12 protein-coding genes and 1 pseudogene are annotated in these 13,974 nt (G+C 71.3%); all 13 read right to left on the reverse strand.

From position 1 onward, the window contains the following. A partial coding sequence (locus AC3A3H_RS07965) for a DivIVA domain-containing protein (RefSeq protein WP_487614021.1) occupies window positions 1–357 on the reverse strand: 357 nt, incomplete at its 3' end. Between the two features lie 161 nt (window positions 358–518). Further along, window positions 519–815, reverse strand: a complete 297-nt coding sequence (locus AC3A3H_RS07970; RefSeq protein ID WP_179605620.1) for a YggT family protein — start codon at window positions 813–815, stop codon at window positions 519–521. 73 nt (window positions 816–888) lie between these two features. Next, entirely contained in the window at window positions 889–1,410 is a 522-nt protein-coding gene (locus AC3A3H_RS07975; RefSeq protein ID WP_487614022.1) for a cell division protein SepF, read from the reverse strand. 70 nt (window positions 1,411–1,480) lie between these two features. Beyond that, a complete protein-coding gene (locus tag AC3A3H_RS07980; protein WP_487614023.1) occupies window positions 1,481–2,185 on the reverse strand; it encodes a YggS family pyridoxal phosphate-dependent enzyme in 705 nt (234 codons plus the stop codon). Next, window positions 2,151–3,329, reverse strand: coding sequence for a cell division protein FtsZ (ftsZ, locus tag AC3A3H_RS07985; protein ID WP_487614024.1), 1,179 nt, complete (start codon window positions 3,327–3,329; stop codon window positions 2,151–2,153). The genes AC3A3H_RS07980 and ftsZ overlap by 35 nt, the downstream gene beginning before the upstream one ends. 143 nt (window positions 3,330–3,472) lie before the next feature. Beyond that, window positions 3,473–4,363 carry an FtsQ-type POTRA domain-containing protein gene (locus AC3A3H_RS07990; RefSeq protein ID WP_487614025.1) on the reverse strand — a complete coding sequence of 297 codons (891 nt, stop codon included), beginning with the start codon at window positions 4,361–4,363 and terminating at the stop codon, window positions 3,473–3,475. 133 nt (window positions 4,364–4,496) lie between these two features. Beyond that, window positions 4,497–5,940 (reverse strand): annotated as a pseudogene (murC, locus tag AC3A3H_RS07995) (UDP-N-acetylmuramate--L-alanine ligase); the annotation flags it as partial. Between the two features lie 57 nt (window positions 5,941–5,997). Continuing rightward, a complete protein-coding gene (locus AC3A3H_RS08000) occupies window positions 5,998–7,074 on the reverse strand; it encodes a UDP-N-acetylglucosamine--N-acetylmuramyl-(pentapeptide) pyrophosphoryl-undecaprenol N-acetylglucosamine transferase (RefSeq protein ID WP_487614026.1) in 1,077 nt (358 codons plus the stop codon). Then, window positions 7,071–8,330, reverse strand: a complete 1,260-nt coding sequence (ftsW, locus tag AC3A3H_RS08005; protein WP_487614027.1) for a putative lipid II flippase FtsW — start codon at window positions 8,328–8,330, stop codon at window positions 7,071–7,073. The genes AC3A3H_RS08000 and ftsW overlap by 4 nt, the downstream gene beginning before the upstream one ends. Then, a complete protein-coding gene (gene murD / locus AC3A3H_RS08010; RefSeq protein ID WP_487614028.1) occupies window positions 8,293–9,843 on the reverse strand; it encodes a UDP-N-acetylmuramoyl-L-alanine--D-glutamate ligase in 1,551 nt (516 codons plus the stop codon). The genes ftsW and murD overlap by 38 nt, the downstream gene beginning before the upstream one ends. Beyond that, window positions 9,840–10,952: a phospho-N-acetylmuramoyl-pentapeptide-transferase gene (gene mraY / locus AC3A3H_RS08015; RefSeq protein WP_487614029.1), complete on the reverse strand. Its 1,113-nt coding sequence runs from the start codon at window positions 10,950–10,952 to the stop codon at window positions 9,840–9,842. The genes murD and mraY overlap by 4 nt, the downstream gene beginning before the upstream one ends. Continuing rightward, complete coding sequence (locus AC3A3H_RS08020; RefSeq protein ID WP_487614030.1) at window positions 10,949–12,382, reverse strand: UDP-N-acetylmuramoyl-tripeptide--D-alanyl-D-alanine ligase; 1,434 nt, start codon at window positions 12,380–12,382, stop codon at window positions 10,949–10,951. The genes mraY and AC3A3H_RS08020 overlap by 4 nt, the downstream gene beginning before the upstream one ends. After that, on the reverse strand, window positions 12,382–13,926 hold the full coding sequence (locus AC3A3H_RS08025; RefSeq protein ID WP_487614031.1) for a Mur ligase family protein: 1,545 nt from the start codon (window positions 13,924–13,926) through the stop codon (window positions 12,382–12,384). The genes AC3A3H_RS08020 and AC3A3H_RS08025 overlap by 1 nt, the downstream gene beginning before the upstream one ends. Window positions 13,927–13,974: the final 48 nt, after the last annotated feature.

Genomic DNA, 13,974 nt, shown 5'->3' on the forward strand with positions numbered 1-13,974 from the left:
CGGAGCAGCCGGAGCGGCCGCGGCCGCCTGCTGGGCCTGGGCGGCCTGCTGCTGCGCGGCGGCGAGGCGCTGCTTGAGGTCGTCGTTCTCCTGCTGGAGGCGCTGCACCTCGCCGGTGTCCGCGGCGGCGGCCGGAGCGGCAGCGGCCGGAGCGGAGCCCCCGCTGCGCTGCAGCTCTGCGATGCGCGAGTCGGCGGCCACGAGGCGCTGCTTGAGCTCGTCGCTCTCCTGGGTCAGCCGTCGGAGTTCGACGACGACCTCGTCGAGGAAGTCGTCGACCTCGTCCTGGTCGTAGCCCTCACGGAACTTCGTCGGTTGGAACCGCTTGTTGACTACATCTTCCGGAGTCAGCGCCATGGCAAGCCACCTTAGATCTTGAAAAAGACGAACATTGAGTGCGTTCAGCCAACGCTAGCAAAGTGCGCGCCGGGCGCGCACTCCGCCGCACCCACGGTGCGTCGGCCTCGACCACATTACAACGGGAGCGCAGGACGCCCCCAACCGACGCTCGGACGACGTCAGGTGAAACTCAGGGTCACGTAGAGCCCGATGATGACGACGAGCATGGTGAGACTCCAGCCGAAGTCGATCGCCACGGGTCCCATCGACAGCGGCGGGATGATGCGGCGGAAGAACCGGATCGGCGGGTCGGTGACGACGTACGTCGACTCCGCGAGGACCAGTCCGAAGCCGCGCGGGCGCCATTGCCGCGCGAAGGTGCGCACGAGGTCGAGGACGAACCGTGCCCAGAGCACGAAGAAGTAGATCAGGAGGACGTAGTAGAGCACGTTCGCGATGATCGAGACGACAAGCACCCCTCCAGTATGAACGACCGCGTATGCACGAAAGCGCACCGCCCTGCCGGACGGTGCGCTTTCTAAGGAACGATCAGGCCTGCGCGAAGAAGGAGGCGTCGACGTCGGCGTCCTGGCCGCCGTGCTCGCCGGAGACGACGACGTGCGACGGCGAGAGCAGGAACACCTTCGGAGTCACCCGCTCGATCTTGCCGTAGAGGCCCTGCGAGAGGCCGCTGGCGAAGTCGATCAGGCGGCGGGCGTCGCCCTCGCTCATCTGCGACAGGTTGATGATCACCGGGATGCCCTCGCGGAACGACTCGGCGATCGCCTGCGCGTCGCGGTACTGACGGGGGTGGACTGTGAGGATCTCGTTCATTTCCTGTACCGAAACATTCCGTGCGGTGGACGATTTGCGCAGCGGGGTGACCGGAGCGCGGCCGGCCACGGGAGCGACCGGTGCAGGGTGCGGGACGGGCTGGACGGGCGACGGGGCCGGGGCCTCGCGGCGCGGCTGCTGCACCGGCTGGTGCTGCACCTGCTCCTGCTCGTCGTACTCCAGCTCCTCGTCGGCGAGGCCCAGGTAGACCATCGTCTTCTTCAGCGGGTTCGCCATGCGCTTCCTCCGTGTAGACCGGTGCGCCGACGCCTCGCACGCACTGAATGAACCTTCTTCTCTTTCGAGATTAACGAAGGCTCGGCCGATTCCCGGTAATGGCGGTGCCGATGCGAAGGTGTGTCGCACCGGCGGCGACGGCTTCCCGGTAGTCCTGGGACATGCCGGCCGAGATGGCCGACGCGCCCGGAGCGAGCCGGCGGACCCGCTCGCTGGCGAGCCGCACCCGCTCGAAGGCCCGTGCCGGCTCCTCGTCGATCGGCGCGACCGCCATCACGCCGAGGAGGCGGAGGCCGACGGCGCCGAGCACGTGCTCGACCAGCGGCTCCAGGTCGCGGTCCGCGACGCCGCCGCGCGCGGGGTCGTCGGTGAGGTTGAGCTGCACGAACACGTCGACATCGGGTGCGTCCTCCAGCCTCAGGGCGTCCACGAGGGACAGCCTGTCGACCGAGTGGATGACGGACGCGTACCGCCGCGCCTGCTTCGCCTTCTTGCTCTGGAGCTGGCCGACGAAGTGCCAGCGCAGGTCGAGGTCGGCGAGCTCCGCCGCCTTCTCCTGCGCCTCCTGGTGGCGGTTCTCCCCCACGTCGCGCACGCCGAGCGCCGCGAGCTCGCGCACGAGCGACGCCGGGTGGAACTTGGTCACCACGATCGTCGTCAGCTCGTCCGGCGAGCGGCCGGCGGCCCGGGCGGCGTCTGCGACGCCCTCCCGGACCGCGGCGAGCCGCTCGGCGAGCGGGCTACTTGAGGAAGTCGGGGATGTCGAGGTCGTCATTCTCGTCGTCGAACGCCGGGTCCTTCTGCGCGGTCTCGGTGACCGGCGCCTCGCCGGTCGCGTGCCACTCGGTGGCCGGCGGGTCGACCTCGTCGGCCTCGACCGCCGCGGACGAGGCGACCGCCGCCTCCGCCGAGCCGGACTCGACGAAGGTCGAACGCCGGGAGTCCGCGGCCGCGGCCTGGACCGTCTTGGGCTCGCCGCCGTCGAAGCCGGCCGCGATGACCGTGACCCGCACCTCGTCGCCGAGGGTGTCGTCGATGACCGCACCGAAGATGATATTGGCCTCCGGGTGGACGGCCTCCTGCACCAGGCGGGCGGCGTCGTTGATCTCGAAGATGCCGAGGTTCGACCCGCCCTGGATGGAGAGCAGCACGCCGTGGGCGCCGTCGATAGAGGCCTCCAGCAGCGGAGAGGCGACGGCCAGCTCCGCGGCCTTGATGGCGCGGTCGGCGCCGCGCGAGGAGCCGATGCCCATGAGCGCGGAGCCCGCGCCCTGCATGACGGACTTCACGTCGGCGAAGTCGAGGTTGATCAGTCCCGGGGTGGTGATCAGGTCGGTGATGCCCTGGACACCGGCGAGGAGCACCTGGTCGGCGGTGGAGAACGCCTCCAGCATGCTGATGCCGCGGTCGCTGATCTCCAGCAGCCGGTCGTTGGGCACGACGATGAGGGTGTCGACCTCTTCCTTGAGCCGCTGCACGCCGGACTCGGCCTGCTGCTGCCGGCGCTTGCCCTCGAACGAGAACGGCTTGGTGACGACACCGATGGTGAGCGCTCCGATGGACTTCGCGATGCGCGCCACGACGGGTGCGCCACCGGTGCCGGTGCCGCCGCCCTCGCCCGCGGTCACGAAGACCATGTCGGCGCCGGCGAGCGCCTCCTCGATCTCCTCCGCGTGGTCCTCCGCCGCGCGGCGGCCGACCTCGGGGTCGGCGCCGGCGCCGAGGCCGCGGGTGATCTCGCGGCCCACGTCGAGCTTCACGTCGGCGTCGCTCATCAGCAGCGCCTGGGCGTCCGTGTTGATGGCGATGAACTCGACGCCGCGCAGGCCGAGCTCGATCATGCGGTTGACGGCGTTGACGCCGCCGCCGCCGATGCCGACGACCTTGATCACGGCGAGGTAGTTCTGGTTTGCTGTCACGTCCGGCCTCCACGGGAACCTTCAACCTCAACTCGAGGCTTAAAGTTATGCTGAGTATGCAATTCTCGATTTCGACGGTAGATGCGCTTGGCCCCCACCCGCCGCAGTTCGCAGGCGTGTCGGCAAATGCGCCGTCAACCCGGTCATCCCGTCGTCACACTGTGCGGCGACGAGACGTCGTAGCGGTCCGCCCGGGGCGCGCCGATGAGCAGCGCTGCGAGATCCGCGGACTTGAGCGCGGAGTCCTCCGCGCTCCCCCAGACCACGGTCGCACCGCCGTCGCGCAGCGTGAACGACACGTCGTCCTTGGTCTTCGCCGAGATGGTGTCCACCCGGCTCAGCACTCCGGCGGGCAGCGCGGAGAGCACGGCCGCTGCTGCGGCGAAGCCGGAGTCCGCGTTGGCGTCGGCGGCGGCGCCCGACGCCGCGATCACCGGGTACCCCGCCGGCCGGGTCGAGCTCGACGAGATCGGCACCTTGGCGGCGTCCACCAGCACGAACGCCGACCCCTGCTGGATGGCGCCGATCGGCTCCCGCTCGACGATGCGCACCACCAGCGTGTCCGGCGGGTGGCTCTCCAGCGTGTAGCTGCGGATGAGCGGGAACGCCGCCAGGTCGCTCGAGATCTCGGCCTGATCGAGCAGGGCCAGCGGGCGGCCCACCTGGTCGCCGAGACTGGTCGCGATCGCGCCGGCGTCGAGGCGCGACGCACCGACGACCTCGACGTGCTTGAGGGCGAGCAGCGGCGACAGGCCGACCAGCACCACGCCGAGCACGAGCGCAACGGCTACGCCGGCGGCGCCGAGCCACGCCATCCTGCGCCGGCGCGAGCGCTTGGTGAACCGGCGGACCTCGCCGCGCTCCACCCGCCTGCGCTCCGCCCGGGCGGTGCGCAGGGCCTTGGCGATCTCGCGGTTGGACGGCACGTGCTCGGTGAGCGCGGGGTGCGACGTCGCGCGGGCGGGACGGACCTTCTGCGCGGGGACGGGGTCCTCCGTGCGCACGATCGGGATGGGCTCGGTGATGGTCCCCACAGGTGCGGCGGATGCGGCAGGTGCAGCGGATGCGACAGGTGCGGCGGATGCGAAAGGTGCGGCCGCCTCGGCGCGCGCCGGCGTCGCGGTCTCCCGCTCGGACGGCGCCGGAGCGCCCTGCCGCGCGGCCGACCGGTCGAACCCCTGAGGACGCTTCACCCGGGCTACTCCCGCACGCGACGGAGCGAGTCGAGGAGCTGCGGGACGATCCGGTAGACGTCGCCGCAGCCGAGTGTGATGACGAAGTCGCCCTCGCGCGCGATCCGCGCGGTGTGGTCGGCCGCCTCCTGCCAGTCCGCGATGAACGCGACGCGCTCGGGATGCTCGAACCGGTCGGCCACGAGTGCGCCGGTGACGCCGGGCTCCGGATCCTCGCGCGCGCCGTAGACGTCGAGCACGACGGTCTCGTCGGCGTAGGTCTCCAGCGTCTCGGCGAACTCCTTCGCGAACAGCCGGGTCCGGCTGTAGAGGTGCGGCTGGTGCACGGCGATGATGCGGCCGTCGCCCACGACCGTGCGCGCGGCCGACAGGGCGGCGGCGACCTCGGTCGGGTGGTGGGCGTAGTCGTCGTAGACGCTCACGCCGCCCACGTTGCCGTGCAGCTCGAAGCGGCGCTCGGTGCCGCCGAACTCCGCGATCGCGGCCAGCGCGGCTGCCGGGTCGAAGCCGAGCCCGGTGAGCACGGCGAAGGCGCCGGCGGCGTTGATCGCGTTGTGGCGTCCGGGGACGCGCAGGCGAGCCGAGTACTCGGCGCCGGCGTAGCTCAGCGAGAAGGCGACGGGACCGTCGGTGACGATCGAGTGGACGCGCACGTCCGCGTCCTCCGCCTCGCCGAAGGTGACGACGCGCTTGTCCGGCGCGACCTCCGCCAGCCGGCGGTGCACGTGCTGCGCTCCCGCGTCGTCGGACGAGACGACGACGAGCTCGTCGGCCTCCCGGGCGAAGGTCACGAAGGCGTCCTCGAACGCCTCCAGCGAGCCGTAGTGGTCGAGGTGGTCGGGGTCGACGTTGGTGATCAGCGCGACCGCGGTGTCGTAGAGCAGGAACGAGCCGTCCGACTCGTCCGCCTCCACGACGAACAGCTCTCCACTGCCGGTCTGCGAGCTCCTGCCGAGGGAGGCGATGACGCCGCCGTTCACGAAGCTCGGGTCCTCGCCGAGGCCGAGCAGCCCCGTGATGATCATGCCGGTCGAGGTGGTCTTACCGTGCGCCCCCGCGACGGCGACGAGCCGCTTGCGGTTGATGAGCCAGGCCAGTGCCTGCGAGCGGTGCAGCACCGGGATGCCCTGCGCGAGCGCGAGCTGGTACTCCGGGTTGTCCTGCCAGAGCGCGCCGGTCACCACGAGGGTGTCGGCGTCGCCGACGTTCGCCGCGTCGTGGCCGATCGCGATGGTGGCGCCGAGCGCGCGCAGTGCGTCGACGTTGGCCGAGTGCCGCACGTCGGAGCCGGTGACGGTGTGCCCGGACTCCAGGAACAGGCGCGCGATCCCGCTCATGCCCGAACCGCCGATGCCGACGAAGTGGACGCTGCCCAGCTCGTCGGGGATGGTGGCGTTGAGGTCGGGTTTGATCGTCACAGGTGCTGCTTTCGTTCCGCGAGTCGAATTGACAGGGTACAGGCTACGCGGCGAACCTCAGGATCGGGTCAGGGCACTCCGGATCAGCGCGACCATCCGGTCGGAGCCGTCGCGCACGCCGGTGATCGCGGCCTTGCGCGCCATCTCGGCGACCGCCGGACGGTCCGCGAGCAGCGGGAGCAGGCTCCCGTCCACCCACGCGGGCAGGAACTCCGCGTCGTCCACCAGGATGCCGCCGCCCGCCGCCACCACGCCTGCGGCGTTGAAGCGCTGCTCGCCGTTGCCGATCGGGAACGGCACGTAGACCGCGGGGATGCCGAGGGCGGCGAACTCGCAGACCGTGGCCGCCCCGGCGCGCGCCACGGCGAAGTCGGTCAGGGCGAAGGCGAGGTCCATCCGGTCGCAGTAGTCCAGCAGGCGGTAGTGCTCGATCCCGGGGTCGGTCAGCTCGCCGCGGCCGCCCTGGATGTGCAGCACCTGCCAGCCCGCGGCGGTCAGCTTAGCGGCCCGCTCGGCGATCGTGCCGTTCAGCCGCCTGGCGCCGAGCGAGCCGCCCGTGACCAGCAGCGTCGGACGGCCGGCGGAGAGCCCGAACTCGACCAGCGCCTCCGCGCGGGAGGCCTCCCGGTCGAGCTCCTCGATCTCGCGGCGCAGCGGCATCCCGACGAACCGGGCGTGCGGCAGCGGGGTGCCCTCGAACGCGACGCCGACCCACGGGGTGGAGCGTGCACCGAGCCGGTTGGCGAGTCCGGGACGCGCGTTCGCCTCGTGCAGCGCGTACGGCACGTGCGCGCTGCGGGCGGCCGAGTAGGCGGGCGCGGCCGCGTAGCCGCCGAAGCCCACCACGACGTCGATGCCGCGGCTGCTGATCAGGTCGGCGACCGAGCGCACAGCGCGCCGGTACTCGCCCGGGAAGCGCAGGGCCGCCGCGTTGGGACGTCGCGGGAACGGCAGCTTCGGGATGGTCGCGAGCTCGTAGCCCCGCTCGGGGACGAGGCGCGCCTCCAGCCCCTCCTTCGTGCCGAGGACGACGACCTCCGCAGCGGGGTCGTCACGGCGCAGCCGGTCGGCGACGGCGAGCAGCGGATTGACGTGGCCCGCGGTCCCGCCGCCGGCCAGGAGGTAGCGGCTCACAGGCCGATGCCGTTGGCGCGACGGGCGCTCTGCCCGTTGCGGGAGCTCCGGGCGTTGTGGCGGGCGAAGGACATCACGATGCCGATAGCGATCATGGAACTGATCATCGCAGTACCTCCCGCAGAGATCAGTGGGAGCGGCACGCCGAGCACCGGGATGACCCCGAGCACGACCGCGATGTTCACGAACGCCTGGAAGATGAGCCACACCATGATGGCGGCCGTCGTGACCCGCGGGAAGGTGTCGGTGGACGAGTGGATGATCCGCAGGAATACGATCGCGAGCATCACGAACAGCAGGAGCACCACGACGGCGCCGATCAGCCCGAGCTCCTCGCCGATGATCGCGAAGATGAAGTCGGTGTCCGCGGCGGGCAGCCACGACCACTTCGAGTGCGAGTTGCCGAGGCCGACGCCGAACACGCCGCCGGAGGCGAGGGCGTAGAAGCCGTTGTCGATCTGCCAGTTGACGTCGGGGTTCGCTGCGCTCGCGCCTCCGAAGAGCGCGGCGATCCGGCCCATGCGGCTCGCGCTCGACATCGCCACCACGACGGCCACGATGGCCACGCCCACCAATCCGGCGAACAGGTAGCGCAGCCTTACGCCCGCGAAGTAGAGCCCGCCGAGGACGAACGCCGACATGACGATCGTCGTGCCGAGGTCGCCGCCGAGCACGACCACCCCGATCGCACCGCCCGCGATCGGCAGCACGGGGACCGCGACGTGCCGCCAGTCGTCGAGGCGGTCCTGCTTGCGGGCGAGCACGACGCCGAGCCAGACGACGAGCGCGAGCTTGATGGCCTCCGACGGCTGGCCGACGAAGCCGCCGATCCGGATCCAGTTGCGGTTGCCGCCGATCTCCACACCGAGCGGCGTCACGAGCACCAGGAACTGGACGAAGCAGGCCGCGCCGAGAATGAACCAGATCGAGCGCTTCCAGAAGTTCAGCGGGATGCGCGACACGATGAACATGAGCGGGAGGCCGACGAGCGTGTACATGCCCTGCGACCAGAACCGGGAGAAGAAGTTGTCGGTGTCGTTGTGCGACTCGACGGAGGACGAGGACAGCACCATGACGAGCCCGAACACGACCATGAACAGCGTGATGCCGAGCAGCAGGAAGTAGTCGGAGGACTCGCTGTTCATCGCGCGGCCGAGCGAGATGCGCGCGGAGAGGCCGCCACGGGACTCCGCGGGCTCCCCGGGGTTCTCGTGCGGCTCAGGCACCCGGCGGACGCGAGGCGGGCTCGTCGTCATCCGCCTCACCTCCAAAGAACTCGTTGACGGCCGCCTGGAAGAGACGCCCGCGCTCCGCATAGTCGGAGAACTGGTCCATCGACGCCGCCGCCGGTGCGAGCAGGACGGTGTCCCCCTCGCGGGCGAGACCGCCGGCCAGCCGCACCGCCGCCGGCATGACCCCTTCAGTCTCGTCGGCGTCCACCTCCAGCACCGGCAGCCCCGGGGCGTGTCGCTCGAATGCGGCCAGCAGTGCCGCACGGTCGACCCCGATCAGGACGGCGCCGCGCAGCCGGGCCGTGTGCGCGGCAACGAGCTGGTCGACGTCGACGCCCTTGAGGAGGCCGCCGACGACCCACACGACCGACGGGTAGGCGCGCAGCGACGCGTCGGCGGCGTGCGGGTTCGTGGCCTTGGAGTCGTCCACCCAGCTCACGCCGGCCTCCACCCGCACCAGCTCGATGCGGTGGGCGTCGAGACGGAACGCGGTGAGCACGTCGCGGATGACCTGCGGCTCGACCCCGTACGACCGGGCCAGCGCGCTGGCGGCGAGGATGTTCGCGACGACGTGCGGGGCGGCGAGCCCCGCCTCGGCGAGCTCGTCGAGCGTGGTCAGCTCGATGGCGCTGTTGCGGCGGTCCTCCAGGAAGGCGCGGTCGCAGAGGATGCCGTCCACGATGCCGAAGTCGCTCGGACCGGGGATGTCGAGGCCGAAGCCGATGGCGCGGGCGCCCTCGATCACCTCGGCCTCCTCCACCATGCGCAGCGTGTTCCGGTCGGCGCGGTTGTAGACGCAGGCGACTTGGGTGTTGTCGTAGACCTTGGCCTTGGCCGCGATGTACGCCTCCAGCGAGCCGTGCCAGTCGAGATGGTCGTCGGCGATGTTCAGGCAGGCCGAGGAGTACGGCGAGAGCACGCCGCCGCGGTTCCGGTTGATCCAATGCAGCTGGTAGCTCGACAGCTCCACCACGAGCACGTCGAAGCCCTCCGGATCGCGGATCGCGTCCAGGACCGGCACGCCGATGTTGCCGCACGGCGCCACCCGGGAGCCGCCGGCGAGCAGCATTGTCGCGGTGAGCTGGACGGTCGTGGTCTTGCCGTTGGTGCCGGTGACGCAGATCCAGTCGGCGGGGGCGTTGCCCGATCCGGGCGGGGCGACCTTGTCGCGCAGCCGCCAGGCGAGCTCGATGTCGCCCCAGACCGGGATGCCGCCCTCCTCTGCCCAGAGCAGCAGCGCGTGGTCCCAGTGGAAGCCGGGCGAGACCACCACGAGCTCCGGGGCGAACTCCACCAGCCGCGCGGGCGGCGCGCTCAGGTCGGGCTCCTCCAGCAGCTCGGCGCCGATCACCTCGAGCAGCATGGCGCGCTCCTCGTCGGCACGGGACGTGACGACCAGCACCTCCGCCCCCAGCTCGGCGAGCGTGTCGGCGACCGAGAACCCGGTCACGCCGAGGCCGAACACGGCGACGCGCAGGCCCGACCAGTCGTGATGCCAGCTGGTCAGGGACTCCAGGCGCTCCACGGCTCCGGTCACGTCGCCAGCCACTCGAGGTAGAACGAGCCGACGCCGGCCGCGACCAGGAGGCCGCCGATGATCCAGAACCGGACCACGACCGTCACCTCCGCCCAGCCTTTGAGCTCGAAGTGGTGATGGATCGGACTCATCAGGAAGATGCGTCTGCCGCGGGTGAGCTTGAAGTACGCCCGCTGGACGATCACCGAGCCGGCCTCGATCACGAACAGGCCGCCGATCAGAATGAGCAGCAGCTCGGTGCGGCTGAGGATCGCCAGCGCCGCGACCGCGCCGCCGAGCGCCAGCGAGCCGGTGTCGCCGAGGAAGATCTGGGCGGGCGAGGTGTTCCACCAGAGGAAGCCGACCACGGCCCCGACGATCGCCGTCGCCACGATCGCCAGGTCGAACGGATCGCGCACGTCGTAGCACTTGGCGATGTTCTCGGGGTTGAGGTTGGGGCTCGCGCAGGACTGGATCGACTGCCAGAAGCCGATGATGATGTACGCGCCGATCGCGAGGATGCTCGCGCCGGAGGCCAGGCCGTCCAGGCCGTCGGTGACGTTCACGCCGTTGGAGGCCGCGGCGACCAGGAAGTTGATCCAGATCAGGTAGAGGCCGTACCCGACCAGCACGCCGATCACGCCGAACTTGGTGATCGAGCCGAAGTCGATGGGCAGATCGCGGATGAACGAGACGCTCATCGTCGCGGGCGTGTAGCCGCGCCCGTCCGGGAACCGGATCGCGAGGAACGCCCAGACCGTCGCGACGATCACCTGGCCGGCGACCTTCGCCCAGCCGGTCAGGCCGAGGCTGCGCTCGCGCCGGGTCTTGAGGAAGTCGTCCACGAACCCGACCACGCCGAGGCCCACCATCAGGAACAGCACCAGGAGCGCGGACACGCTCGTCTCGTCGCCGGTCAGCAGCAGCGCGGTGAAGTAGCCGAACAGCGTGCCGAGGATGACGACGATGCCGCCCATGGTCGCGGTGCCGCGCTTGGCGTGGTGGCTCTGCGGCCCGTCGTCGCGGATGAACTGGCCCCACTGGAGCCGCCGGAACAGCCGGATGAACAGCGGGGTGAGGAACAGCGTGAACGCCATGGCCAGCGCGCCGGAGGTCAGAAGGGCTCTCACGAGAAGAATTCTCCCAGTCGGTCGCCGAGGAAGCGCAGCCCCGCCGAGTTCGAGGACTTGACGAGCACCGTGTCGCCGGAGCGCAGCGCCCCGGTGAGGTGGTCGAACGCCGCGTCCTGGGTCTCGAAGTACAGGGACTCGCCGTCCCACGAGCCTTCGTTGATGGCGGTGATGTGCATCCGCCGGGCGGACGGCCCCACGATGACGAGCTGGTCGATGCCGAGCCGCACGGCCAGCAGCCCGATGCGATCGTGCTCCTCGCCGGAGAACTCGCCCAGCTCGCTCATCTCGCCGAGGACGGCGATGGTGCGCTCCCCCGGCTCGGCGATCTGCGCCAGCGTCTTGATCGCGGCGGACATCGAGTCAGGGCTGGCGTTGTAGGCGTCGTTGATGACGGTGACGCCGCCGGCGCCGCCCATGACCTCCATGCGCCAGCGCTCGGCGCGCTGCACCGTCTCCAGCGCCGCCACGATCGTGTCGATGTCGACGCCGAGGGTGTGCGCGGCGGCCGCGGCGGCCAGCGCGTTCATCACGTGGTGCTCGCCGAGCACGCCGAACCGGACGGGACGCGACTCCCCCGCGCCCGCACCGCCGTCGGCCGGCGGAAGGTGCAGTACGAAGGCGGTGCCGCGCGCGGTCGAGCGCACGTCGCTGGCCCGCACCTCCGCGCGGTCGTCCAACCCGAACCAGAGCACGCGGGCGGCGGTCTTGTCGGCCATCGACGCCACGCGCGGATCGTCCAGGTTGAGGACGGCGACGTCGGACTCCAGGAGGTCGCTCACCATCTCGGTCTTGGCCGCGAGCGTCTTCTCGATGCCGCCGAACTCGCCGGCGTGCGCGAGGCCCACCTTGAGGACGATGCCGATGTCCGGCCGCGCCATGCGCACGAGCCGGGCGATCTCGCCGATGCCGCTGGCGCCCATCTCGGCGACGAGGTACTGCGTCTCCTCGGTGACCTCCAGCATCGTGACCGGCGCACCGACCTCGTTGTTGAACGACGCGCGCGGGGCGATGGTCGGGCCGAGCTGCTCCAGGATGGCGCGCAGCAGGTTCTTGGTGGTGGTCTTGCCGTTGGAGCCGGTGACGCCGACGATCTTCAGGGTGCCGAGCGCGCGGACGCGGGCGATCACCTCGGTCGCGAGGTCGCCCAGCGCCACCACGGTGTCCGCGACGAGCAGCTGCGGGACCGCGAGGTCGAGCGCGTGGTCGACGACCAGGAGGGCCGCGCCGGCCTCGACGGCCTGCGGGGCGAACAGGTGGCCGTCGGTCACCTCGCCGGGCTTGGCGAAGAAGATCGTGCCGGGCACGACCTCCCGCGAGTCGGTGGTGGAGAGGCCGGAGACGACCGTCTCCGGGGTGGCGGCGGTGCCGTCGAGCAGGAGCGTTCCGCGGGTGGCGTCGGCGATCTCGGCGAGGCTGAGGGCGATCATCAGAGCCACCCGGCCTCTCGCAGCGCGAGCCGGGCGTCGTCGCGGGCCGAGTACGGGAGGCGCTTGCCTGCGACCTCCTGGTAGTCCTCGTGGCCCGGGCCGGCGTAGAGCACCACGTCGCCCTCGCCGGCGAGCGAGAGCGCCGTGCGGAAGGCGGCGCGCGGGTCGGCGACCTCGTAGAGCTCGGCGTCCGGCACGGCCGAGCGTGCGCCGTCCAGCAGTGCGGCCCGGATCAGGGCCGGGTCCTCCGAGCGCGGGTGGAAGTCGGTGATGACCACGGCGTCGGCGCCGCGCGCGGCGATCGCGCCCATCTCGGCGCGCTTGGTGGTGTCGCGGTCGCCGTCGGCGCCGAAGACCATCACGACGCGGCCGTCCGTCACGCGACGCAGCGCGCCCAGCAGCGACGAGAAGGCGTCCGGCGTGTGCCCGTAGTCGATGAAGACGACGGGGCCGCGGTCGCCGGAGAGCCGCTCGGTGCGGCCGGGGACGTAGGCGTCGATGCCGCCGTCGCGCTCCAGTGCTGCGCCGATGGCGTCGAGGTCGTAGCCGGACTCCACCAGCATCACGATCGCGAGTGCTGCGTTGGCGGCGTTGTAGGCGCCGAGGAGCGGAACGCTCGTCTCCAGGCGGCGCCCGTCGGGGCCGGCGAGCTCGAACACCGTCTCGGAGAGCGTCTCCTCCAGCACGGTGAGCGTCCAGTCGGCGTCGACACCCGGCACGCTCGCGAGCGTGGAGACCGGGATGCGGGACTGCTCGACCAGCGCACGGCCCCACTCGGAGTCGACCGTGACGACGCCGCGGCGCGCGCGGTCGGGCTGGAAGAGCTCCAGCTTGGCCGCGAAGTAGTCGTCCATCGCGGCGTAGTCGTCGAGGTGGTCGTGGCTCAGATTGGTGAAGCCCACCACGTCGAACTCGATGCCGTCGACGCGGTGCCGGCTGAGCGCCTGGGCGGAGACCTCGAGTGCGACGGCGCGCACGCCCTCCTCGCGCATCCGGGCCAGCAGCGCGTGCAGCTCGCTGGCCTCCGGGGTGGTCAGCTTGCTGGCGATCGCGTGCTCGCCGATGCGGCGCTCCGCGGTGGAGGACAGCCCGGCCACGACGCCGAGCTGGCCGAGGATCGCGTAGAGCAGGTAGACCACGCTCGTCTTGCCGTTGGTGCCGGTGACGCCGAACAGCGTGGCGGAGTTCTCGTCGGTGCGGTAGACCCAGGCGGCCACTGCGCCGAGCGCGGCACGCGGGTCCGGTGTCACGATCACGGGGACGCCCGCGTCGGCGGCGAGCTCGGCGCCCGCCGCGTCGGTGAGGACGGCGACCGCGCCGGCCTCGACCGCGGCGGCGGCGAAGCTCGCGCCGTGCACGTTCTTGCCCGGAACACCCACGTACAGGTCGCCCGGCTCGACAGCCGAGCTCGCGAGGGCTGCCCCGGTCACCTCGACGGCGTCGAGGTCTCCCCGGACATCCAGCCCGAACTCCGCGACCAGCTGGGCGAGCGGGCGGGCGACGGGATGCTCGGGGCGCAGGGAGGAGGGCGCCGGTCCTGTCACGGGGCTCACTTTCACTAGGCGGTTCTGGTTCGGGAGACGGTCACGGAC

Source organism: Leifsonia sp. Soil_N53, from assembly GCF_057655165.1.

Coding starts and splice junctions, on each gene's coding strand:
- AC3A3H_RS08020 (WP_487614030.1), bottom strand. CDS start 12,382: ATGATCGCCCTCAGCCTCGCCGAGATCGCCGACGCCACCCGCGGAACG.
- AC3A3H_RS07980 (WP_487614023.1), bottom strand. CDS start 2,185: ATGACGACCTCGACATCCCCGACTTCCTCAAGTAGCCCGCTCGCCGAG.
- ftsW (WP_487614027.1), bottom strand. CDS start 8,330: ATGACGACGAGCCCGCCTCGCGTCCGCCGGGTGCCTGAGCCGCACGAG.
- AC3A3H_RS07975 (WP_487614022.1), bottom strand. CDS start 1,410: ATGGCGAACCCGCTGAAGAAGACGATGGTCTACCTGGGCCTCGCCGAC.